Here is a 20,837-nt window from a genome sequence, read left to right as displayed (position 1 = left end):
GTCGATGGCGAGCGTCACCGCGGGGGAGTTCGACCCGGAACGTCGGCTCGAAGGGATCCTGGCCGCGTACCTTGAGGAAGTCGAGGCCGGGCGGTTCCCCGACCGCTCGGCCTGGCTGGCTCGCTATCCCGAGTTCGCCGACGAACTCTCGGCCTTTTTCGACAACCTCGACCACGTCGGCCGGATCGCCGCACCGATCTCAGACGACGATGCCCCCGGCACAGTTCCTTTCCCGGGGAGCCAAGCTCCGATCGCGAGGCCGGATTTCGTCGGGTATTTCGGCGACTACGAATTGCTTCGCGAGATCGCCCGAGGAGGCATGGGCGTGGTCTACGCGGCGAGGCAGGTGAGCCTCGACCGCATCCTCGCCTTGAAGATGATCCCCGACCATCCGGGAACATCCCAGGCCGACCTGAGGCGTTTCCATCTCGAGGCCGAGGCCGTCGCGAGCCTCGACCATCCCAACATCGTGCCGATTTATGAGGTGGGCCAGCACGACGGGCATCGCTACTTCAGCATGAAGCTCGCCGAGGGGGGAAGCCTGACCACCGAGTTGCCCCGGATGCGCGGGAACTTCATTGCGATGGCCAGGCTCGTCGCGACCACGGCCAGGGCCGTCCACTACGCCCATCAGCGTGGGATCCTCCACAGGGATCTGAAGCCTTCGAATGTCCTCCTCGACCGCTCCGAACAGCCGCTCGTGGCCGACTTCGGCCTCGCACGTCACATCGAGGCCGACGGGGACCTGACACGAACCGGCTCGGTCCTCGGCACACCCGCCTACATGGCCCCCGAGCATGCCGAAGGCTCGCGCGAGGTCGTCACGACCGCCGTGGACGTCTACGGCCTCGGGGCGATCCTCTACGAAGGGCTGACCGGTAGGCCACCGATCCAGGGAGACTCGCTCTTTGAAACGCTCAGGCGAGTCCGCGATGTGGAGCCGGAACGCCCCTCGGCCGTCGATCGCAGGGTCCCGCGCGACCTCGAGACGATCTGCCTGAAATGCCTGGAGAAGGCACCATCGAACCGATACCCGACGGCCCTGGCCGTTGCCGAGGACCTGGACCGCTGGCTCGCCGGTATGCCCATCACCGCGAGGCCGACGACGCTGCCGGAGCGGGCCGTCAAGTGGGCCAGGCGCCGCCCGACGGCCGCGGCGCTCCTGGTGACGAGCCTGCTCGCGGTGCTCGCCGCCGGATTTGCGGCGAACGCGATACTCTCGGCCGGTCTTGCGATCTCGGAGCGGAAGGCCGAGAAGAAGGCGCGACTCGAAGCCGAGGCCGAGGTCGCCAAGCGAGTCGAGCGCGAGGCCAGGATCGAGCCCGAACGCTACCTCGACAGGATCGCCAGGGCCGAGCGGGCCTGGTCGGCCAACGACCTCCAGACGGCCCGGGCGCTGCTCGACGAGAGCCCGCCGTCGCTCAGGCGCTGGGAGTGGTCGTACCTGGATCGGCTCGTGCATTCGGAGGTCCGCACGATCGAAGGGCATAACGGGGTGAGCTGCGGCGTGGCCTTTGCCCCGGCGTCGGACATCCTCTGCTGTCCGGAGACGAGGAACGGGGTCCGGATCTGGGACGACCTGGGCGACCGCCAGATCAGCCACATCCGCGGGCACGACGGCTTCGCCTATGGGGTCGCCTTCGACCGCGAAGGGAAGCGGCTTGCCACCGCTGGGAGTGATGGCAAGGTCCGGGTCTGGGATGTGGCCACGGGGGAACTGAAACGGACGATGCCGGGGCACGACGCATGGGCCGCCGGGGTTGCCTTCGCCAAGGGGGACGCCTGGCTCGTCTCCGGCGGGGCCGATCGGGTCGTCCGCGTTTGGGACACGTCCACCGGCACCGAGGTTCTCGCCCTCCGCGGGCACACGGCCCCCGTCTTCGGGGTCGCTGTGAGGCCCGACGGCTGGCAGATGGCCTCGGCAGGGCAGGAGGGGGTCATCAAGCTCTGGGACCTGCTCACGGGTCTCGAGGAACGCACCTTGCCTGGGCATCAGGGAGCGACCCGATGCGTGGCGTATAGTCCCGACGGTCGCCTGCTCGCTTCAGGCGGTTCCGATCGGCTTGTGAAGATCTGGGATCTGAAAACGGGCCAAGAAATCCTGTCATTTCAGGCGGCCGACGGGCGTGTCGATGGCATCGCGTTCGGTCCCGATGGGACCCGGCTCGCAACCGGAGGGCTCGATCGCTCGGTAAAACTCTGGGACGTGGCGACGGGCCGCGAACTCGCGTCCTATCGCGGGCACGATGCACCGGTCTTCAGCGTGGCGTTCCGGCCTGACGGAAGGCGGATCGCTTCGTCGGGGCAAGACGGGACTGTCAAGCTCTGGGATGCGACCGCAGCCCCGGAAGTCCGGGTCGTGCAGGGTTCCTGGGGGCAGGCGAACGGCCTCGTGCTCTCGGGCGATGGCAAGGTCGCCGTCGTCTCGACGGATCGAGGAATCTCGGCCTGGGATACGACCGATGGGCATTCCCTCTGGTCGCGTCCGGTTCGAGGGGCCTCATCTCCTCTGGCCGGATCTGCGGCGGGGGAGATTGCTGTGTCGGTCTGTCCCGATCATCGTGTGACAACCTTCGATATCGGCACTGGACGCGAGGGGCCGTCATTCCGAGGGCCCGGCGATCCTATTGCGAGCCTGGCTATCGACCCGGGCCAGCATTCCATCCTTGTTGGTGAAGGAGACCCGCTCGGCATCGTCCACGGGCTCCAAGGCAAGGGGGTTTATGAGCCGAAGGGGGATCGCTCGCTCAGTCTCTGGGACCTCGAGACCGGCCGGCAACGTTGGAAGCAGTCGGCCCACGTCGGCTCGATCCATTCCGTGCGTTTGTCCTCGGACGGTTCCCGCCTTGCCTCGGCCGGCGGGGACAGGACGATCGGCCTCCGGGAGACCAAGACCGGCAAGGAACTTCATCGGCTCGAAGGCCACGAGGCTCCGGTCCTTGACGTCGCGTTTTCGAATGATGTTTCAAGGCTGGCCTCGGCCGGTGCCGACGGGACCGTCCGGATCTGGAACGCGGCGAGCGGACGAGAATTGCGATCGATCGCCGCCCACTCGGGCTGGGTCGTGGGGCTCGCCTTCACGCCCGATGGCTCCCGGATCGTCTCGGCCGGCCTGGATGGGGCGGTGTCGCTCTGGGAGGTCGAGACGGGGAGGAAGGTGCTCGCCCTCCAAACCAGAGGGGGCCACGCCTGGCGAATCGCCATCGCCGAGGACGGGAGCCGGATCGTCGCCGCGATGAGCGACGGGACCTTGCTCACCTGGAGTGCCGTGAGGGAAACGTACTGAGCATCGAAGGCCCGGCTTGACTCTCCTCCATCCGCAACTAACATTGTTGCGGATGGAGGAGGGATGCTGAGTTCCAAGCTGAGTGTCGGCGTACACATCTTGACCTTGCTGGCTCAGCCGCCGGGGGAGCCGCTGACTTCGGAGCATATCGCGGGGAGCGTGAACACGAATCCCGTCGTGATCCGCCGCCTGCTCGGTTTGCTCCGCGAGGCCGGGTATGTGGAGTCGCGGGGAGGGGTCGGCGGAGGCTGGCTCATGATCGAGGATCCTGCGCGGATACGGCTCCTCGATGTCCTTCACGCGGTGGAACCGGACAGGGAAACCTTCGCGCTCCCACGGAATCAGCCCAACCCCGCCTGCCTCGTGGGTAGGCACATCCAGGGCGTTTTGACGGACGTCTATGCCGACGTCCGCAAAGGCATGGAAGAGCAACTCGCCCGAACCACCGTTGCCGACATTCTGGCTTCGGTCGAGGGAAGAGCCATCGACTGAACTCTTTTTTGCGTCGATCTGTAACTCTCTTGATTACAGAATCGACTTTGGAGCATTTGATCATGAAAATCGCACTCTTCGGTGCCAGCGGGACGATCGGCCAGAGAATCTTGAAGGAAGCCCTGAGCCGCGGGCATCATGTCACGGCGATTGTGCGAGATCCATCAAGGATCACCGAGTCGAATCCCAACCTGACGGTCCAGCCGGGGAACGTGCTCGACGCCGAGAGCGTCGCGAAGGGAGTTGCGGGGCATGATGCGGTCATCAGCGCGTTTGGCCCCGGAGTTTCCCAGGGGGCATCGGCCGTCATCGATTCCGTACGCTCCCTGATCGTTGGTCTTGGCAAGGCGGGCGTGAAACGGCTCGAGGTAGTCGGTGGCGCAGGGAGTCTGGAAGTGGCACCGGGACTGAGGCTGGTTGATTCTCCCGAGTTTCCCTTGGCCTGGAAGGAGATCGCACTGAAGCATGCCGAGGCCCTCGAGGTGCTCCGTAACGAAGGCGATAACCTCGAATGGACTTATGTGAGCCCGGCCGCCCTGATCCAGCCGGGGGAACGCACCGGGAAGTTTCGGATTGGGATGGATCAACTCCTGAGCGACGGGCAGGGGCAGAGCCGGATCTCGGCCGAGGATTACGCGATCGCCCTCGTCGACGAACTGGAGAACCGTCAGCACGTCCGGGCCCGCTTCACCGTGGCGTATTGAGCGAAGGAGGCCGAGCACCATGTCAGATGACATCTCGAAGAACAGCGATTCCGATGCAAGAACCACATCGGGCCACCCTTTGCCGACGCTCTTCATCCCGCACGGAGGCGGGCCCTGCTTCTTCATGGACTGGACCATGGGGCCCGCCGACACCTGGTTTACGTTGAAGGACTGGCTGGCTACCGTCCCCTCGCTCGTGGGAATCGTGCCCAAGGCCATGCTCGTGGTCTCGGGGCATTGGGAGACGCGAGGGTTCGCGGTCACGGGGGGCGAGCATCCGTCGCTCATCCACGATTACTCGGGATTCCCCGCCCACACCTACCAACTGCGTTATCCGGCGCCTGGCTCGCCATCACTGGCCCGACGGGTGCAAGGGCTCGTTTCAAATCTTGGAGTCCCCGTTGCCATCGATGAGGAACGTGGCTTCGATCACGGGACCTTCATCCCCCTGATGGTTGCGTTCCCGGAGGCGAATATCCCTGTCGTACAGCTATCGCTGGATCGGAGCCTTGACCCCGCGCTTCACATTGAGGTCGGAAAGGCCCTTGCCCCCTTGCGACGCGAGGGCGTGCTGATCGTCGGCAGCGGGATGAGCTATCACAACCTCCGGGGCTTCTTCAGTGGCGGGAATGCCGGTCCTTCCACTCAGTTCGACGCCTGGCTGACCGAGGCCGTCACGGAGCATGCGGGGGCCTCTCGGGAGGAGAAGCTCAAGACCTGGGCCTCGGCCCCCGGTGGCCGCGAGGCACATCCGCGCGAGGAGCATCTGTTACCTCTCATGGTGGCGGCGGGGGCGGCCGACGGCGAACTCGGCCGGAAGGTATTCGGCGACCGGATCATGGGGCATCTGATCTCGGCCTATTCCTTCGGCGAGATCGCGGCGACTTCGGGCGCGAGGGTTGCTGCAGGTTGAGGAATTGCGGCCGACGTCGGGAGGCCGATGGCCTGGTCGCGATGGATCGGTATGATGAGCCGCTGGCGAGGGAACGTTCCCTGGCCTTTGGGGAGAGCCTGGATCGTGCGTCGTGGGTTGCGGCGCCCGGCTCCGCTCGTTGGGATTTCGCCCAGCCACCGCGAGGGATTCGGCATGAAGGTGTACGTCGTTTTCTACAGCATGTACGGGCACATCCATAAGCTGGCCGAGGCCGTGGCCGAAGGGGCGCGGAAGGTCGAGGGTGCCGAGGTCTCGCTCTTCCAGGTGGCCGAGCTCGTGCCCGACGCGGCGCTGGAGCGGACCGGTGCGAAGGCCGCCCGCGACGCCTTCGCCGAGATCCCGGTGATCCGCCCCGAGCAACTCGCCGAGGCCGACGCGATCATCTTCGGCACGCCGACCCGCTTCGGCAACATGTGCGCTCAGATGCGAAACCTGCTCGACCAGACTGGCGGCCTCTGGGCCAAGGGGGCCCTGATCGGCAAGGTCGGCAGCGTCTTCACCAGCACCGGCACCCAGCACGGCGGCCAGGAGACGACGATCACGAGCTTCCACACGACTCTCCTGCACCACGGCTTCGTCATCGTGGGCGTGCCCTACTCCTGTCAGGGCCTCGTCAACATGGACGAGATCACCGGCGGCTCTCCCTATGGCGCCAGCACCCTCGCCGGCAGTGACGGCAAGCGTCAGCCGACGGAGAACGAGCTGTCGATCGCCCGCTTCCAGGGCGAGCACGTCGCCCAGGTCGCGTCCAAGCTCGCGGCGAAGTAAGGGGCCATGAAATGTCCAGGGCGGTCGAGGAGTGCCTTTGACTCCTCGACCGCCCTTGGACTTGTTATTGAAGATGTTGGGAAGTCTTTAATCTAAAGATTAGTTCGAGTTTTTAGATGATGGAAGATCTTGGACTTGGCGGAAGAACGCTGATACTGAGGCTTGAACCTCGTTAAAGAGCCGTCGGCTTTCGGCCGCGCACGAGGCTGCGCTGGCAGGTGATGGTGACGGAACCATCGGCGGATTCCACGGCATGATAGCCGCGGGCCTGGGGGCCGTTCACGATCCGGTCGCGAACCTCGGCCTTGGGGGCGGATGGCGTGCCGCGGTCGAACCACTCGTCGAAGTCGAGGGTGAATGTCTCCTCAACCATCTGGATCTCGAAGAGCCCGGCGGAGGCGAAGAGGTCGATGATCGCCCCCGGGGTCAGGTTGAGGGTGTGGGTCGAGTCGCGCGCCTTCTCGATCTCCTGATGATGCCGAGCCCGATCACGGTCGGGGTCGGTGGTGTGGTCGCAGAGGATCACGACGCCGCCGGGGCGGAGCAATTCGACCTGGCGGAACAGGAATTCGGCCGGGTCGGTGACGTGGTGGAGCACGTAGCGCGAGATCGTCGCGTCGAACGGGCCCCAGAGAGACGGGTCGAAAACCGTTGTCTGCGAGAACTGAGCGCGGTCGCCAAACGGCTCGCCGCGCGTGCGGGCTCTGGCGATCATCTCGGCGGAGAGGTCGACGCCGAAGACGCGGTGCCCGGCCTGGAGCAGGGCCGTGCTGACGAGCCCCGGGCCGCAGCCGGCGTCGAGGATGTAACTGTCGGGGGCGAGCCCGGCGAACTGGACCAACCGCGCCAGCGCCGCGGGGTCGCTCTGGACCGGGGCTCGCTCGAATTTCTGGGCCTGGCCATCGAAGGCCACCGACAACGCCCGGTCATGCTCTGACATAAAAACCTCGGGGAAAGGGCGAGCCTCAACGCGCCTCGTAGACGACCTTGCCGCCGACCATCGTCCAGAGGACCTCAGTCGACTTCAGGTCGTCCTCGGGGCAGGTCAGGGGGTCGCGGTCGAGGAGGATCAGGTCCGCGAGCTTGCCCGGCTCGATCGAGCCTTTCTCGGCCTCCTCGGAGTGGAGCCGGGCATTGTTGATCGTATAAAAGCGCAAGGCCTCGATCCGGCTCAGCTTCTGGTCGGGGTTCAGCACCCCGGCGCGGTCGGTCTGGCGGGTGACCGCGACCCAGATCCCGAGCCAGGGATCCCACGGGTTCGTGGCCTCGATCGGGTCGAGCCGGATCATGTGGTCGCTGCCGCCTCCGATCGTCAGGCCGGCGTCGAGCCACTTGCGATAGGGGTGGAACCAGGCCATCCGTTTGGGACCGAGCAGGGGAAGCAGCGTCCTCGTGTCCTTGAAGATCCAGGCCGGCTGCAAATCGGCACCCACGCCGAGCCGGGCACACCGCTCGATGTTCTCGGCCGATGTGAAGTTCGCGTGCGTGATCAGCCAGCGCTTGCCCAGGATGCCGACCGCCCGATCGGCCTTCTCATAAGCCGAGAGGAGCTCGTCCATGGCAGCCTCGCCGGCCGTGTGGGCGGTGAGTTGCCAGCCCCGGCGTGCGGCCTCCTCGGCGATGATTGCGAGTTGCGGGGGAGGCACGAACAGGAGCCCTTTGTAGTCGGGCTCGGTGATCTGATACGTCGGCCCGACGCCCCAGGGCTCGCGCATCGAGGCGGTCCCATTGAGCATGCCGCCGTCGAGAAACAGCTTGAGCGGGCCGATGCGGACCCAGTGATCGCCGACGCCCGTTGGCCCGTTGGCCTCACCGTTGTCGTCGCGCGAGAGCTCGGCGAGCTTGGACGCGATCACGGGCCGATCGCCGAAGGGGGGCGACAGGACACGCGTAGCGTTCACCCGGAGGTTCAACTCGCCCCGGTCGCGAAGGCCGCGATAGGTCCGCAAGGCCTCGACGCTCGCCGAGCGGTCGGCGACGCTCGTCAGACCCCTCGAATTGTAGCGGCGGAAGAGTTCCTGCACGCGCTGGGTGGCGGGAGGGCCGTCATCGCCATACGCGTCCTTGGGCAGATCCTTGAGGACCGAATAGGCGTTGCGGAGCAAGCCCGTCGGCTCCCCCGTCGCGGGATCCTTCACGATCCGGCCGGCGGGGGGGTCGGGCGTGTCCTTGGTGATCTTGGAATAGGTCAGGGCCTTCGTGTTGGCGATCCCCGCCGGCCCCGCCTGGTGCAGGGCCATGTGGTCGGGGGCGACGGCATCAAGCTCCGCGCGGGTCGGGAACCGGCTCTCATCCAGGCGGGTGGGGAAGGCGTAGCGGACCACGATCCAGGTACCCTTGGGCTGCTTCAACGCGCGATCGGCGATGTAGGTCAGGATCGCGGCGAGCGACGGATAGGAGGGTATCGGGTGGTCCTGCTCGCTCGACGCTGCACCAAGCGGATGGACGTGACTGTCGTACAGGCCGGGCATCAGGGCCTTGCCCTTGGCGTCGATGATGCGAGTCTTCAGCCCGGTCAGGGCCTGGATTTCGGCGTTCGTGCCGACGGCCAGGATACGATCCTGGGCGATGGCGACGGCCTCGGCGATGCGGTCTCCCGGGGCGATTGTGATGACCTTCGCATTGCGGATAATAACGTCGGCTTGCCTCGTCTCATCGCCGAGGCAAGCCGTGGACCAACACGCGAGGATCAAGAACGCGAACCCAGGCACCAATCCAGGCCCCTTCGAAACAAGTGACTCATCGGTCGGCATGGTGATCGTCCGATCCCCGAGGGGGGTATGTGGGTGGGTTGAGTCCGGTGGCACCCGAGGCGGACCCCAGGTGCGTTCGGGGCAGGGCGGCCAAAGCATCGAAAACCCACACCATCGCCCGGAGGCGGATCGACGATCGGAGCCGACGGGAGGAATGCCCCGTAGGTGCGAGGCACTCCTTCCGCGATGGTGGAGGGTTGAGGCGGCGTTCAGGTTCGGTCGTCGAAGGCCTCTTCGAGGATTTTTCGATAGGCTTCGCGGGCCTTCTCGAACGCCTTGCGAGCCTCCTCCTTCTCGGCATCACGGATCGCCCGCTGCTTCTGCGACCAGCACTGGTCGACGCTCTTGAGGCACCAGTCGGCCGACTTCTTCGAGGCCCGGATCGGTTGATCGCCGACGAGCACGAAGACCGGATTCGTGTGCGCGGCGGGATAGATCCGAAGGGCGATCCAACTCGATCGCTCGATGGGGACGTCGAAGCGGAGGTCCCGGAAGGTTCCGTCGGCCTCGATGGTGGTCTGGGCGACGGGAAATCCGTTGACGAGCACCTCGACGGGGACGGTCCGCGTCTTGCCGGCTCGGGCCCGCTCGATATCCCAGTAGGGCTTCGACTCGATCGGGCGGGCCTTGAGGGCTTCGAGTCTTGGCGTGATCTCGGGCTCGAGATAGGCGGCAACCTTGGCGGTGACCTTCACAGTGCCGGGGCGTTCGAGCTTCTTCTCGCTCCCGGACTCGCCGACGGCCACGTCTTCGACCTTGAAGTCGACGAGGTGGGCCTTGCCGTCGGAGACGTACGAGCGGCCGAGTTTGATCCCCTCGCACCAGCGGTCGAAGTCGAGCTTGCCGTCCTCGAGCTTGACGTAGGCCCGGCCGAGGCCGACTTTCTCGCCGTAGATGCAGGGGAAGTCGGTCTCGCCGCTGATTCGTGTTCGGAATCCACAATTCAACGTATGATACCAGATATTGAGTTCCCAGGGGGCCGGAGTGTCGACGGTCGAGATGAAGTCGACGACGTCGTGGACCACGTCGACGATATATTCATTGGCCCCGATGCCGTCGAAGGGGGGGACCTCATAGTTGGGGACGCGTGTGTCGTTCGTCTTGAGTCCCCAGCCCGAGTGGGAGAATCCGACCACGCCCCCTTGCGCCTTGCCCCACTTGAGCACGGGCAGGTCCCAACTCGGCCATTCCTCGATCCGGGTCGTGCCGGGGTAGTCGTCCTCCTTGAGCCGGAGGAGGCAGAGGTGTCCCGTGTGCGACGAGGGAAAGCCGGAGACCTCGACGTCGTAGCGCATCAGGTGGTCGGAGGTGGAGAGGGGGCTCAATCCGCCGCTGAAATAGGCCTTCTGGGCGTACCAGCAGGGGCCCCAGCTCAGGACACAGCCCACGTCGAGGTCTTCGCCCAGGATCTGCCGCATCATGTCTTCCGGCTTCACGCCCTCGGTCGGGCTCTCGTAGTGGCCGCAGCCGGCGGCGTGGACGTGGTGGTCTCCCGAGTACCATTTCATCTTCGACAGGTCGGCCCAGCGCTTGAGCGGGAACGACTCGCGCTGGCTCTTGCCGGGCAAGACGGTAATCAATTTATGCTGCGTGACGTATTCCGGCCCTCGCGTGTACTCGACGGTGTACGTCCCAGGCGGGACCAGGATGGCCTCGCCCGTCTGGCGATAGACCTGGGGGTGGAAGTAGAAGTCGGGGGCGAGCCGGCGGGTCTGCGACGGATAGACGCGCCCTTGCGGGTCGCGGACGATGAACGAGGCCATCGCCGGTCGGCCATCGGTATCGCGCACGTCGAGGATCAGCTCCACGGCCGGCTCGCAGTGGAAGAGGATGTCGACGTCGCTCCGGAATCCGAGGTCCTGCGTCCCCTGGCCGACATGGAAGCTGATCTTGGCTTCGCGCTTGCCGGAGTCTCGGCTGTAGATTTGGAGGATCCGATACTCGAGCGCGAGACCCGAGAGCGTGCGCCTGAGCGGCCGATCCTGCAGCACGGCGACGTCCATCCAGCGCTGGGGGATCTCCGAAAGCGGGACCGTCACCTTCGGCTCCGCACTGCTGGTCGAGGGGCGATAGAGGCGCTCGGCGTTGGGGCTCTGCACCTCGAGCGGGGCCGTCACGCCGGCCTCGTTCTGCACCTTGACGAGGAAGAGACGCCAGCCATGCTGGATCAGCTGGGGGCGGGCCGTCCCTTGCGAGACCTTCACCCGGCTCTCGGGATTGATCGTGACGCCGACGAGGCAGAGGTCGTCGAGCACCGCTTGGATGGCTCGGTTCCCGGCGGGTTCGTCCGCCATCGTGAGGGCGGCCTCGAGCTGCTTCCTGGTCTCCGCTTGCAGGGGCTGTCCCAGGTGCTCGAGGGCCTCGACGACCTGCCGGACCTGGGCGACGAGGGGCTGGAACTCGACCTGCTCCACGATGGGGAGCTCTTCGGCCTTCGCGGGTCGTTGATACGTCAGGACGAGGGAGAACAAGAGCAGGGCGAACGGTCGGAGGGTCGGATCTGAGACGCGCACCTTCAGCTCCTTCGACCAGGCGATGGGGGGACGGGCAATCTGCCGCTGTCCCGGGGACGCGGGAGGAAAGATTTTGGTCTAACCGGTCCCGAAGGCGGCATCAATGGGCCGCTCCCGGCGGGCGCGAGTTGTCCGCAAGAAAGGGGGCAAACTTCGCTTGTTCGTCGCCCGGCGATGGAGTATGGTTCCGCCGTTCTATGCCCGCAGATTGCGATGCGCGGGATTTCAGTCCGGGTTGAGGAGGTTGAGCAGGAGGGATGCGACGGCCTCATCCCTCGGTTTGCGGGAGATCAAGGAAGGATCGCCCATGAAATGTCGACGCCTCCGCCTCCGGTGGGTGATCCCATCGGTCATTTTCCTCATACCGCCGCTCTTCTGGCTCCTGATCCTCGCGGTCACGCCCACGGAATGGGCGCGGACTAAGGTCGTGGCCAAGCTCGGTAAGGCGACGGGACGCACGATCCACCTCGCGAAGTTGCGAGTCGGCGCCCTCGGCGGTGTGAATCTCGAAGGGCTGGAGATCGGGGCCCCGGGGTCGAGCAACGATCCCTGGCTCAAGGTCGCCTCGGCCCGTATCAACGTCAGCGCCTGGCAGATGCTCACGGGGCAGTTCGAGCCGTCGGAGATCGACGTCGACGGGCTGAGTCTTCGGGTCCTCCGGCGTCAGGATGGATCGCTCGAACTCGCCGACCTTTTGCGACCTTCGGTGACCGAACCTTCGAACTCGGATCCAGCCGCCTGCGACACGGCCTCGTTCGACATCCGGCTCAACGGCGGAATGGTCACGATCCTCGACGAGTCGTCGAAGACGCGTCTGAACCTTTCCAACGTGCAAGGGCAGGCGACCTGGCACGACAAGCATGCGAGCGTCCCCGAGCTACGTGGGATGGTCAACGGCGGCACCTTCAACATCACCGCGTCCTGGGATCGGTCCATCCCGGATTGCGCCTACGACGCCAGGATCCAGGTGCGTGACCTCGTCCTCGACGAGGGGACGAACTCGATCATCTACCTCCTCCCGATCCTCTCGGGGATGCCGAAGGCGAAGTCGCTGGAAGGGCGCTTCGGGACGACGGTCTACGTACGAGGATCCGGCACGACTCGCGAGGCGTTGAAGCGATCGCTGGTCGGGCAGGGGACGATGATGCTGGACCCGATCAATCTGGACGGATCTCGTCTCCTCGAAGAGGTGGCGGACATGCTCGAGCTTCCCGAGGAGGATCGCGTCGGGGCGGTGAAGACCGACTTCGCGATCCGGGACGCCAAGATCCGATCCGACAACCTCACGATCGACGTGGCCAAGTATCCCATCGTCCTGTCGGGCTGGACCGACTTCGACGGGAACCTCGATTACAAGCTCCGCTCCGACATCTTCGCATCGCGTCTGCCGAGCAAGGCCCGCGAACTGCTCGAGGAGTTCGCCATCGACGTGGCCAAGGAGGTCTCGGTCTTCCATGTCACGGGGACGCTGGACGCAATGAAGATCAGCGTCGACGGACCTCCCCCCGACCGCCAGGCCAAGGCGGGCGACCCGCAGCGTCGCAACGACGAACGCGAGAAGCTCCGCGACCTCGGCCGTCGGTTCCGAGAACGCATCTTGCGTTGAGGCCTTGAGTCGAAAAGGCTTCGGCGTCCTGGCCTCTCCCCCAGGACGGCCGAAGTGGCGGTCGATTCGAGACTTTCTTCCCTCCCGGCTTCTCGGCCCTGAAGCCGATTCCCACATTTCTCCCGGCCAGTCTCAGGGATCGAACCCTCGATTTCCGAAAAGGGTCGTAGTGGGGAGTCAGACCTCATCGTGCGCCGGATCCTGGCCACGGACCGAACTCGCGGACTGGGGTGACTGTCTGACTAAGCGCAGATGGTCGTCTTCGATGGCCACTTTGCCAGACTGCCCCATTTGCCCGGTTCGTCGTCACCATCCCGAGAGCTTGGGAAGGATCCGCGTCTGATCGTTCTGGTAAGGAGCCGAATCGTGCCCAGGCGACTTTGGATCGCGGCCTTGAGCGTTTGGCCGGGTTTGCCGCAAATCTGGTCGGGTCAGGAAGTGCTCGGCCTGATCTTGGCTGTGTCGTTCGCATCGATCCTCAACCTAGCCCTCGTGACCCGGTTCGTCTGGACCGAGTCATTTGCACCGGGCTGGGACCTCGTCTTCGCGACACTCGCCGCCTGCCACTGGGTGGCCAGCTTCGGTTATACGCTCTGGTGGGTCTGGCTCTGCCATCCCGAACGCCATCGGGCCGAGATCGACCGGCTCTATCGCGAGGGGACGGAGTCTTACCTCCAGGGGCGCTGGAACGAGGCTCGTCGTCGTTTCGAGCGGATCCTGGCCATGGATGAGATGGATGCCGACGCACTGATGCAACTCGGGACGCTCTACGTCCGCATCGAACAGCCGGCGCTGGCCCGTCGCGCCTTCAGGAGTTGTCTTGAGCTCGAAGGGGGGTCGAAATGGCGCTGGGAAATCCGGCGAGCGCTCGCGAAGCTGGGTGATGGGGCTTTGACCTGAGGCGAGTCCGACGACTTGTGGTGCTCCCCGGTTCAGGCTTGGGTGGCGTCGACTTCGCGAGAAGTCGACGCCATCCGAGCTTTTTTATTGGACGCGGGCGAGTAAAGATCCACTTCTAGTCGCGTTTACGTTTAACGGATGTTGGAGGCGGTTTCAAGAGTTGTTGATGACTTTCAGGGCTCCGGCCGACGTCCTTTTCTCGCTCCCATCTTCTTGCGGATCTTCGTTTTGTGGTAAATAGGGGTTGCCCGACCGAATTTGAGGCCTATGAATCCTTATCGAAGCCTGCGGTCCTTGCCCCGTTTGTAGGTTCTGGCCCTGTTTCGCAAGATTCTCAAGGCGAAAGCTTGTCGCTGAACGGCTCGGCTCACGTAGGTGTCTTCGAGAAGCGTCGAATTCGGCGTCCTCTTAAGAACCGGTGAAGAACTGGCGTGCCTGGTTTTGGTGTTTTCGGCTCGAATTCCTATAATGTGGGGGAGGGCCGTCTGGGAATGGATGTGAAGTTGACGTAAAGCGTCCTTTCGTTTCTACCGAAGCAGTCGAATTCGAGTTTCGGGGATCGTCCGGCAATGGCGGGCGTAAGATTTGTATGCCGTAGTGAGCATTGAGATCTTATCGAGGCGAGAACGAACCGTCTTAATGAACGTTTGGTAACCCTCAATCGTAAAGATCGTCATCAGGTCTCGGGACGTTTTGAGCAGGCCCTGTACCGGGGAGGCCCGGTGGAACCGTCGGAGTCGACCGCATGTATGAACGCTTCACCGACCGTGCCCGCAAGGTGATGCAGTTGGCCAATCAAGAGGCCCAACGCTTCAACCACGAGTACGTCGGCACGGAACATGTCCTGCTTGGCCTGATCAAGGAAGGAAGCGGCGTCGCCGCGAACGTCCTGAAGAATCTCGACGTGGATCTTCGCAAGATCCGCAACGAGGTCGAGAAGATCGTCCAGGCCGGGCCGGACATGGTGACCATGGGGAAATTGCCCCAGACCCCTCGGGCCAAGAAGGTCATCGAGTATGCGATTGAGGAAGCTCGCAACCTGAATCACAACTATGTGGGGACCGAACACCTCCTGCTCGGCCTGTTGCGTGAGCAGGAGGGAGTCGCCGCTCAAGTTCTGATGAACTTGAACCTGAAGCTCGACGAAGTGCGCGAGGAGGTGCTCAACTTGCTCGGTCACGGGATGGACGCAGGCGGCGAAGGGGAACGAGGCGCCGCCGCCAAGGGCAGTAAGTCCAAGACGCCTGCCTTGGACTCGTTCGGGCGTGATCTGACCGACCTGGCCCGCCAGGGCAAGTTGGACCCGGTCATCGGCCGCCAAAACGAAATCGAACGCGTGGTCCAGATCCTCTCACGACGCCAGAAGAACAACCCCGTGCTTCTCGGCGAAGCCGGCGTTGGCAAGACGGCGATCGTGGAAGGCCTCGCGCAGATGATCATCGACGGCAACGTCCCCGAGTTGCTCCGTGATCGTCGCATCGTCGTCCTCGATCTCGCCATGATGGTCGCCGGCACCAAGTACCGCGGCCAGTTCGAAGAGCGGATCAAGGCCGTCATGAACGAGGTCCGACGCGCCAAGAATACGATCCTCTTCATCGACGAGTTGCACACGCTGGTCGGTGCCGGCGGCGCGGAAGGGGCGATCGACGCCTCGAACGTGCTCAAGCCGGCCCTCGCCCGCGGCGAGGTCCAGTGCATCGGTGCCACCACCCTCGACGAGTACCGCAAGTACATCGAGAAGGACGGTGCCCTCGAGCGTCGGTTCCAGACGATCATCGTCGAGCCGCCGAGCAAGACCGAGGCGCTGGAGATCCTCCGCGGCCTCCGCGACCGGTATGAGGCCCATCACCGCGTCCAGATCACCGACGAGGCCCTCGAAGCCTCCATCGAGCTGTCTGACCGGTACATCACCGGGCGCTGCCTGCCGGACAAGGCCATCGACGTCGTCGACGAGGCCGGCGCCCGCGTCCGGCTCAAGGCGATGACCCGGCCGCCGGACCTCAAGGAGCTCGACGATCAGATCGAACGCCTCAACCAGGACAAGGAAGAGGCCGTCGCGAATCAGGACTTCGAGCGGGCCGCCGCCCTCCGGGATCAGGCCGACAAGCTCAAGAAGAAGAAAGAGACCATCAACCGCGAGTGGCGCGAGCGCTCGAAGGAAGTTGATGGCACGGTCGACGAGGAAGTGGTGGCCGAGGTCATCAGCAAGATGACCGGCATCCCGCTCACCCGCCTCGAGTCCGAGGAAACGGGCCGGCTCCTCCGGATGGAAGAGGAGATCCAGAAGAAGGTCATCTCGCAGACCGAGGCCATCAAGCGGATCAGCCAGGCCGTGCGCCGGAGCCGCTCGGGCCTGAAGGATCCGAAGCGGCCGATCGGGTGCTTCATCTTCGCCGGGCCGACCGGCGTCGGTAAGACCCTGCTCGCCAAGGCTCTGGCCGAGTTCATGTTCGGCGATTCCGACGCGTTGATCCAGATCGACATGTCGGAATATATGGAGAAGCACAACGTTTCCCGGCTGATCGGCGCCCCTCCGGGCTACGTCGGCTACGAGGAAGGCGGCCAGCTCACCGAGAAGATTCGGCGCCGGCCGTACGCGGTGGTCCTGCTCGACGAAATCGAGAAGGCCCACCCCGACGTCTACAACATGCTGCTCCAGATCATGGAAGAAGGCCGGCTGACCGACAGCTTCGGCCGCAACGTCGACTTCAAGAACACGATCATCATCATGACCACGAATGCGGGCGCCGAGGCCACCTCGACGACCAACATCTTCGGGTTCGACCGCGGTCGCGATGATTCGGCCACGTACGAGACGATGAAGGAGCGGCTCAAGGTCGCCATCGAGAAGTACTTCCGTCCCGAGTTCCTCAACCGGCTCGACGACGTGATCGTCTTCCACTCGCTGAACAAGGATAACCTGAAGCAGATCGTCGACATCGAACTGTCGAAGGTCCGGAGCCGGCTCGCCGACCGCGGCATGGAGCTCATCCTGACCGATCCTGCCAAGGAATACCTGATTCAGAAGGGCTTCAACCCCGACTATGGTGCTCGTCCCCTTCGCCGGGCGATCGAGAATTACATCGAGGACCCGCTCGCCGAGGAGATCCTCCGCGGCACGTTCAAGGGGAAGGACCGGATCACGGTCATCCTCGACGAGAGCGGCGAGGTGAAGAAGCTCAACTTCGAGGCGACCGCCAAGGGCGAATCTCCCGCCCTCGCCGGTGTGGCCGGGACGACCACCCCGCCCGCCGAAGAAACCGCGTCCTGATGCAGGACGTCGAGCCTCGCTCGACGCACCTTGTCTAACAGATCGAGGCCTGGGAGAGCATGCTCTCCCAGGCCTCTTTTCTTTTGGCGTCGAGTGAAGAGCCGCGGATTCGCCGGGCCGGCCAGGGGCGCTCCTCATTCCTCGGCTGGGGAAACATGTAGGAATCAACGGCTCAGGTGGGTCGGATATGGACGCGTTTAGGCCGCCCTGCGTCGTCTCGACGGCTCTTCTCGCTAATTCCGCCCATCGATCGTCGAGCGGGCCTCAGGGGCTTGCGGCGGGGCCTGGGGGCTTTGTTGGACTTCCTCCTCCTCTCTTCGATTCGTTCCGCCTCATGACCTCATCCTGCTTACGCAGGGCGTGATCAACGACTCCGCGATATCCTCGGGACAAAGAGAGAACCGCCTCGGCCCTTTTCCAAGGACCGAGGCGGTTCGTCATGTCATTTCCGTGCGTTCTGCGAGTCCGGTGTTCGTCAGGCTCAGGCAGCGGTCTGGCGACGCTGGCGGCGGACGAAGAGGCCGCAGCCGACAGCACTCAGGCCGAGCAAGACGACCGAGGAGGGTTCGGGGACGGCGACCGACGGGAGGTTACCGTTGAAGACGTAGTTGTGGGCTTCGATGCCGCCGGTGAGGCTCGCACCGATCAGCGTGCCATCGACGTGGCCATTGCTCATGTTGAGGGCCGTGTTCGGGGCCAGGATGCTGCCCAGGATCGAGAGGCCGCTCGTGGTGAAGGTGCTGACGTTCGTCAGGTTGAACAGGACCTTGTTGATCTGGGGGTTCGACTCACTCGACGAGCCATTGATGCTCATCTGGAAGTTAGAAAGGTTCAGCGTGGACCCGGTGGTGCCGTCGACGTTGATGACGACCGTGGCGCCATTGGGGACGACAATATTCAGGCCGAAACCATTGGCGGCCTGGAGTTGAGCGGTCGTCAAGTTGAAGACGGCAAGGCTCGTATTCGAGCTGGTCAGCGTCACGCCGTAGTTGCTGGCATAGGTGCCGGTGGCGGCGAGTTGGCTGAGCGAGGACGACTGGGAGCTCAGGCTCGACTTGGCGGCGTTGAAGTCGATCGGCGAGTCGTTGGTCGTGGTCCCGGAGATGCCGGCGCCCGAGATGTTCGCCGTGGTGCCGTAATGCACGTCACCCTTGACCGAGCCGTTGGTGAAATTGAGCGACTGGCCGACGACCAGAGCATTGGACGTGTTGCTCGGGAGCGATGAGGCGACGCTGTATCCGTTGTAGGTAGCATTCCCGCCGACCGCCACTCGACCTTCGGAATCCGTGTACTGCTGCGTGGCGTCGCCGAGGATGAAGACGTTGTAGTCGGACGCGGGGCCGAGCGGGCCGGCCTGGGCGAACCCGGCCGACAGGAAGGAACCGCCCAGGACAAGCGTCGTCACGGCGGCACGACGGAAGCTAAGCGCGGATAACGAACGCAGACTCGCAGCGAGACGAATCAACACGGGAAACTCCTTGGGTGGTTCTGGGACGAGCCCGACGTCGGTTAACGCCCTCGAACCGATCAATATATTCTGATTCAGAACAAGTTCATCTCGGGGCGACCGTTGCCCCGGAACTTCGCCTGTCAGGCTGGCAACGCCGGACTCGTTTTCATTGAGCCAACGCCACGAAGCTTTTGAACGTTCTCGCCGATTGTCTGTGCGGCTTAATCGTGGCGTCCTGACTCTCGTTCGTGGCCGTCATCTTAGTGCGGCTCCCGTGAAGACTAGTAAACGAAAAATACTTAGACACGGCAATCGTTGTCGGCAGATTCCCGGGTATATGTTGCAAAAAAACAACGGAGCTAAGTGGCTTGATGGTGCGTTTTAAGACTGATGGAAAATATTAACGGTAAAGGAGTTACGGCGTAAAATCGCGTCAAAAAGGCAATCTGCTGTGTCGATCACATCGCATCGGTTACTTTCGACATAACCATGAGGGCGGTATGGCCAAACAGGCTTCCAAGCTGTCGAAGTTTCGTCGAAGTTCAGCCTCTGCCTATTTTGGACATTCTTGTGCGGATAAGCGGATTTGAGAATGGAAAGGCGGCGAGATTTTGCCGAAAGGGGGGCGAATTACGCTTGGAAAAGCGAATGTTGAAACTACGGATTGTTGATTGTGTGCAGGATGATTAAGCCTGTCAGGATATAAGTAAGCTCTCAGTTACGGGACTGGGTCCTACCTCGGCGAAGAATTCTCAACCCGCCGTTCATATAGGCAAGCGATGGCCCGACCGGTCTGCTTGGCGTGGGGCCTGAGTGTGTCGGTCGCAGATATGCGTGAGAAAGCCCGTTGAGTGAGGAGTATCTCGTAGGCGTGATCGAATGCTTGGGAAATGAGGGGTCGGGGATTTTTATCGGCCGACCTGGCGTTTGGCCTCGGAGACCAGCTGAATCAAAGTCTCGTCGGATTCGCTCTTGGCGATCTTCTCGGCTTCGAGGAGCAAGGCTGTTGAATTTCCGACGTCGTAGGCGTGTCGTTCGACGTCGGCGGTGAGGAGGAGGAAGCGGACGAGGTCGGGGGGGGGGGATTGCTCGCGGGCGAGGGGCAGGCCTTTGGAGAGGGTCGCGGAGGCGGCTTTCCAGTCGGCCGAGAGGCTTTGATAGCGCGCAAGAGTGACGAGGTTGTCGATCTCGGCGTCAGGCTCTTCGTTCGCTCGAGCGGCCTCGACGGCCCGACGGGCAAGCACGATGGCCCCGGGAAGGTCCCGACCCGCGGCTCGGATTGCGGCGAGGAATTGATAGGAGTCGGCTAGCGCGGCGTGGTCGCCCAGTGCGACATACTCACGCGCCGAGGCCTCGACGAAGGCCTGGGCCGCATCCGGACGATTGAGGTCGAGGAGGGCATCGCCCAGGAGTCGGTCCATCGAAGCGACTTCGGCCTTGAGCCCGAGGCCCTCGTAGTGGGAGCGGGCCTGGCTCAACCATTCGGCGGCGAGCTCGGGCCGATCTCGCTCCAGCGTGAGCCGACCGATCTGTGCAAGGACGTCGGCCTCGCGTTTCGTGTCCTTGAGTTCCCGGGCCAGCTCGACGGCCCGGTCGAGTTGCGCCTGGGCCTCGTCCGGCTGCCCCTCCGTCCGCCGGGCGATGGCCAGGAGTAGCCGGGAGTCGCACTCGTGGTCGCGATCGATGGCCGTTCCGAGCAAGGGTAGGCTTTTCTCAAGCGCGATGACGGCCTGTTCAACGTGATCGCGCCGAAGCTCGGCCTTGCCGACGAGGAACCAGTCATAGCCCTCGAAGCCTCGGTCCTCGCGTTTCGAGTCCAGGACGGCGGCGGCCTTCCAGGAGGCGATGGCGGCATCGACGTCGCCGAGCTGCTCCTGACAGCATCCGATGGCGCGATGGGCGTAGGCCTCATAGCGCATGTCGCCGAGCTTCTTGCGAGACGATTGCTCGGCCTGATAGAGGAGTAGGGCGGTGGCGAAGTCGGACGCCTTGAAGCGGGCGTCCGCCTCGGCGGCCTGACTGCGGGCCTCGGCCTCAATCTGGCCTCGGTCCCGCTCGTCGGCGCACGCGATCCCAGTAGCGTTCAGGCCAATCGCGATGGTGGCGAGCCCGAGACTCGCGGACAACCCGAGGTTCCGGAGGGCCTTCATGCGATCCTAC

General features: G+C 64.0%; 13 protein-coding genes. 8 read left to right on the top strand and 5 right to left on the bottom strand.

Going from position 1 to position 20,837, the window contains the following annotated elements; genetic code table 11:
• Nucleotides 1–4: 4 nt before the first annotated feature.
• From ACOYYX_RS18240 to wrbA, 5 genes are all read left to right on the top strand, one after another.
• Nucleotides 5–3,286: a protein kinase domain-containing protein gene (locus tag ACOYYX_RS18240; protein WP_422931342.1), complete on the top strand. Its 3,282-nt coding sequence runs from the start codon at nt 5–7 to the stop codon at nt 3,284–3,286.
• A gap of 63 nt (nt 3,287–3,349) precedes the next feature.
• Nucleotides 3,350–3,778 (top strand): Rrf2 family transcriptional regulator, encoded by a 429-nt coding sequence (locus ACOYYX_RS18235; RefSeq protein ID WP_422931341.1) that lies wholly within the window; start codon nt 3,350–3,352, stop codon nt 3,776–3,778.
• Between the two features lie 62 nt (nt 3,779–3,840).
• A complete protein-coding gene (locus ACOYYX_RS18230) occupies nt 3,841–4,482 on the top strand; it encodes an NAD(P)-dependent oxidoreductase (protein ID WP_422931340.1) in 642 nt (213 codons plus the stop codon).
• A gap of 19 nt (nt 4,483–4,501) precedes the next feature.
• Nucleotides 4,502–5,395 (top strand): DODA-type extradiol aromatic ring-opening family dioxygenase, encoded by an 894-nt coding sequence (locus ACOYYX_RS18225; RefSeq protein WP_422931339.1) that lies wholly within the window; start codon nt 4,502–4,504, stop codon nt 5,393–5,395.
• Between the two features lie 174 nt (nt 5,396–5,569).
• Nucleotides 5,570–6,184: an NAD(P)H:quinone oxidoreductase gene (gene wrbA, locus ACOYYX_RS18220; RefSeq protein WP_422931338.1), complete on the top strand. Its 615-nt coding sequence runs from the start codon at nt 5,570–5,572 to the stop codon at nt 6,182–6,184.
• Nucleotides 6,185–6,356: 172 nt separating this feature from the next.
• Here wrbA and ACOYYX_RS18215 read toward each other — a convergent pair whose 3' ends face one another.
• The 3 genes from ACOYYX_RS18215 to ACOYYX_RS18205 all read right to left on the bottom strand — a co-directional run bounded on the left by ACOYYX_RS18215 (nt 6,357) and on the right by ACOYYX_RS18205 (nt 11,450).
• Nucleotides 6,357–7,124 (bottom strand): class I SAM-dependent methyltransferase, encoded by a 768-nt coding sequence (locus ACOYYX_RS18215; RefSeq protein WP_422931337.1) that lies wholly within the window; start codon nt 7,122–7,124, stop codon nt 6,357–6,359.
• A 25-nt stretch (nt 7,125–7,149) separates the two neighbouring features.
• Nucleotides 7,150–8,895, bottom strand: a complete 1,746-nt coding sequence (locus ACOYYX_RS18210) for an amidohydrolase (RefSeq protein WP_422931336.1) — start codon at nt 8,893–8,895, stop codon at nt 7,150–7,152.
• A 251-nt stretch (nt 8,896–9,146) separates the two neighbouring features.
• On the bottom strand, nt 9,147–11,450 hold the full coding sequence (locus ACOYYX_RS18205) for a CehA/McbA family metallohydrolase (RefSeq protein ID WP_422931335.1): 2,304 nt from the start codon (nt 11,448–11,450) through the stop codon (nt 9,147–9,149).
• 307 nt (nt 11,451–11,757) lie between these two features.
• Between ACOYYX_RS18205 and ACOYYX_RS18200 the strand changes: the two genes are divergently transcribed.
• From ACOYYX_RS18200 to ACOYYX_RS18190, 3 genes are all read left to right on the top strand, one after another.
• The gene (locus ACOYYX_RS18200) at nt 11,758–13,056 is read left to right on the top strand and encodes a hypothetical protein (RefSeq protein WP_422931334.1); all 1,299 of its coding nucleotides are present in this window, start codon (nt 11,758–11,760) and stop codon (nt 13,054–13,056) included.
• Nucleotides 13,057–13,422: 366 nt separating this feature from the next.
• Nucleotides 13,423–13,956, top strand: coding sequence for a tetratricopeptide repeat protein (locus ACOYYX_RS18195; protein WP_422931333.1), 534 nt, complete (start codon nt 13,423–13,425; stop codon nt 13,954–13,956).
• A gap of 745 nt (nt 13,957–14,701) precedes the next feature.
• Entirely contained in the window at nt 14,702–17,227 is a 2,526-nt protein-coding gene (locus ACOYYX_RS18190) for an ATP-dependent Clp protease ATP-binding subunit (protein WP_422931332.1), read from the top strand.
• Between the two features lie 481 nt (nt 17,228–17,708).
• On the opposite strand, the gene ACOYYX_RS18185 is transcribed toward ACOYYX_RS18190, so the two are convergent.
• Nucleotides 17,709–18,632 (bottom strand): choice-of-anchor A family protein, encoded by a 924-nt coding sequence (locus ACOYYX_RS18185; RefSeq protein ID WP_422931331.1) that lies wholly within the window; start codon nt 18,630–18,632, stop codon nt 17,709–17,711.
• Nucleotides 18,633–19,585: 953 nt separating this feature from the next.
• Complete coding sequence (locus ACOYYX_RS18180) at nt 19,586–20,827, bottom strand: tetratricopeptide repeat protein (RefSeq protein WP_422931330.1); 1,242 nt, start codon at nt 20,825–20,827, stop codon at nt 19,586–19,588.
• Between the last annotated feature and the right edge of the window lie 10 nt (nt 20,828–20,837).

Source organism: Singulisphaera chitinilytica (genome assembly GCF_049331405.1).
Classification (GTDB): Bacteria; Planctomycetota; Planctomycetia; order Isosphaerales; family Isosphaeraceae; genus PoT.
The sequence above is the reverse complement of the archived record's forward strand: the minus strand, read 5'-3'. Positions and strand labels throughout refer to the sequence as shown.

What these genes read in the sequence shown, in the direction of transcription:
- ACOYYX_RS18240 (WP_422931342.1), top strand. Translation starts at nt 5, where the DNA reads ATGGCGAGCGTCACCGCGGGGGAGTTCGACCCGGAACGTCGGCTCGAA.
- ACOYYX_RS18235 (WP_422931341.1), top strand. Translation starts at nt 3,350, where the DNA reads ATGCTGAGTTCCAAGCTGAGTGTCGGCGTACACATCTTGACCTTGCTG.
- ACOYYX_RS18230 (WP_422931340.1), top strand. Translation starts at nt 3,841, where the DNA reads ATGAAAATCGCACTCTTCGGTGCCAGCGGGACGATCGGCCAGAGAATC.
- ACOYYX_RS18225 (WP_422931339.1), top strand. Translation starts at nt 4,502, where the DNA reads ATGTCAGATGACATCTCGAAGAACAGCGATTCCGATGCAAGAACCACA.
- wrbA (WP_422931338.1), top strand. Translation starts at nt 5,570, where the DNA reads ATGAAGGTGTACGTCGTTTTCTACAGCATGTACGGGCACATCCATAAG.
- ACOYYX_RS18215 (WP_422931337.1), bottom strand. Translation starts at nt 7,124, where the DNA reads ATGTCAGAGCATGACCGGGCGTTGTCGGTGGCCTTCGATGGCCAGGCC.
- ACOYYX_RS18200 (WP_422931334.1), top strand. Translation starts at nt 11,758, where the DNA reads ATGAAATGTCGACGCCTCCGCCTCCGGTGGGTGATCCCATCGGTCATT.
- ACOYYX_RS18190 (WP_422931332.1), top strand. Translation starts at nt 14,702, where the DNA reads ATGTATGAACGCTTCACCGACCGTGCCCGCAAGGTGATGCAGTTGGCC.
- ACOYYX_RS18180 (WP_422931330.1), bottom strand. Translation starts at nt 20,827, where the DNA reads ATGAAGGCCCTCCGGAACCTCGGGTTGTCCGCGAGTCTCGGGCTCGCC.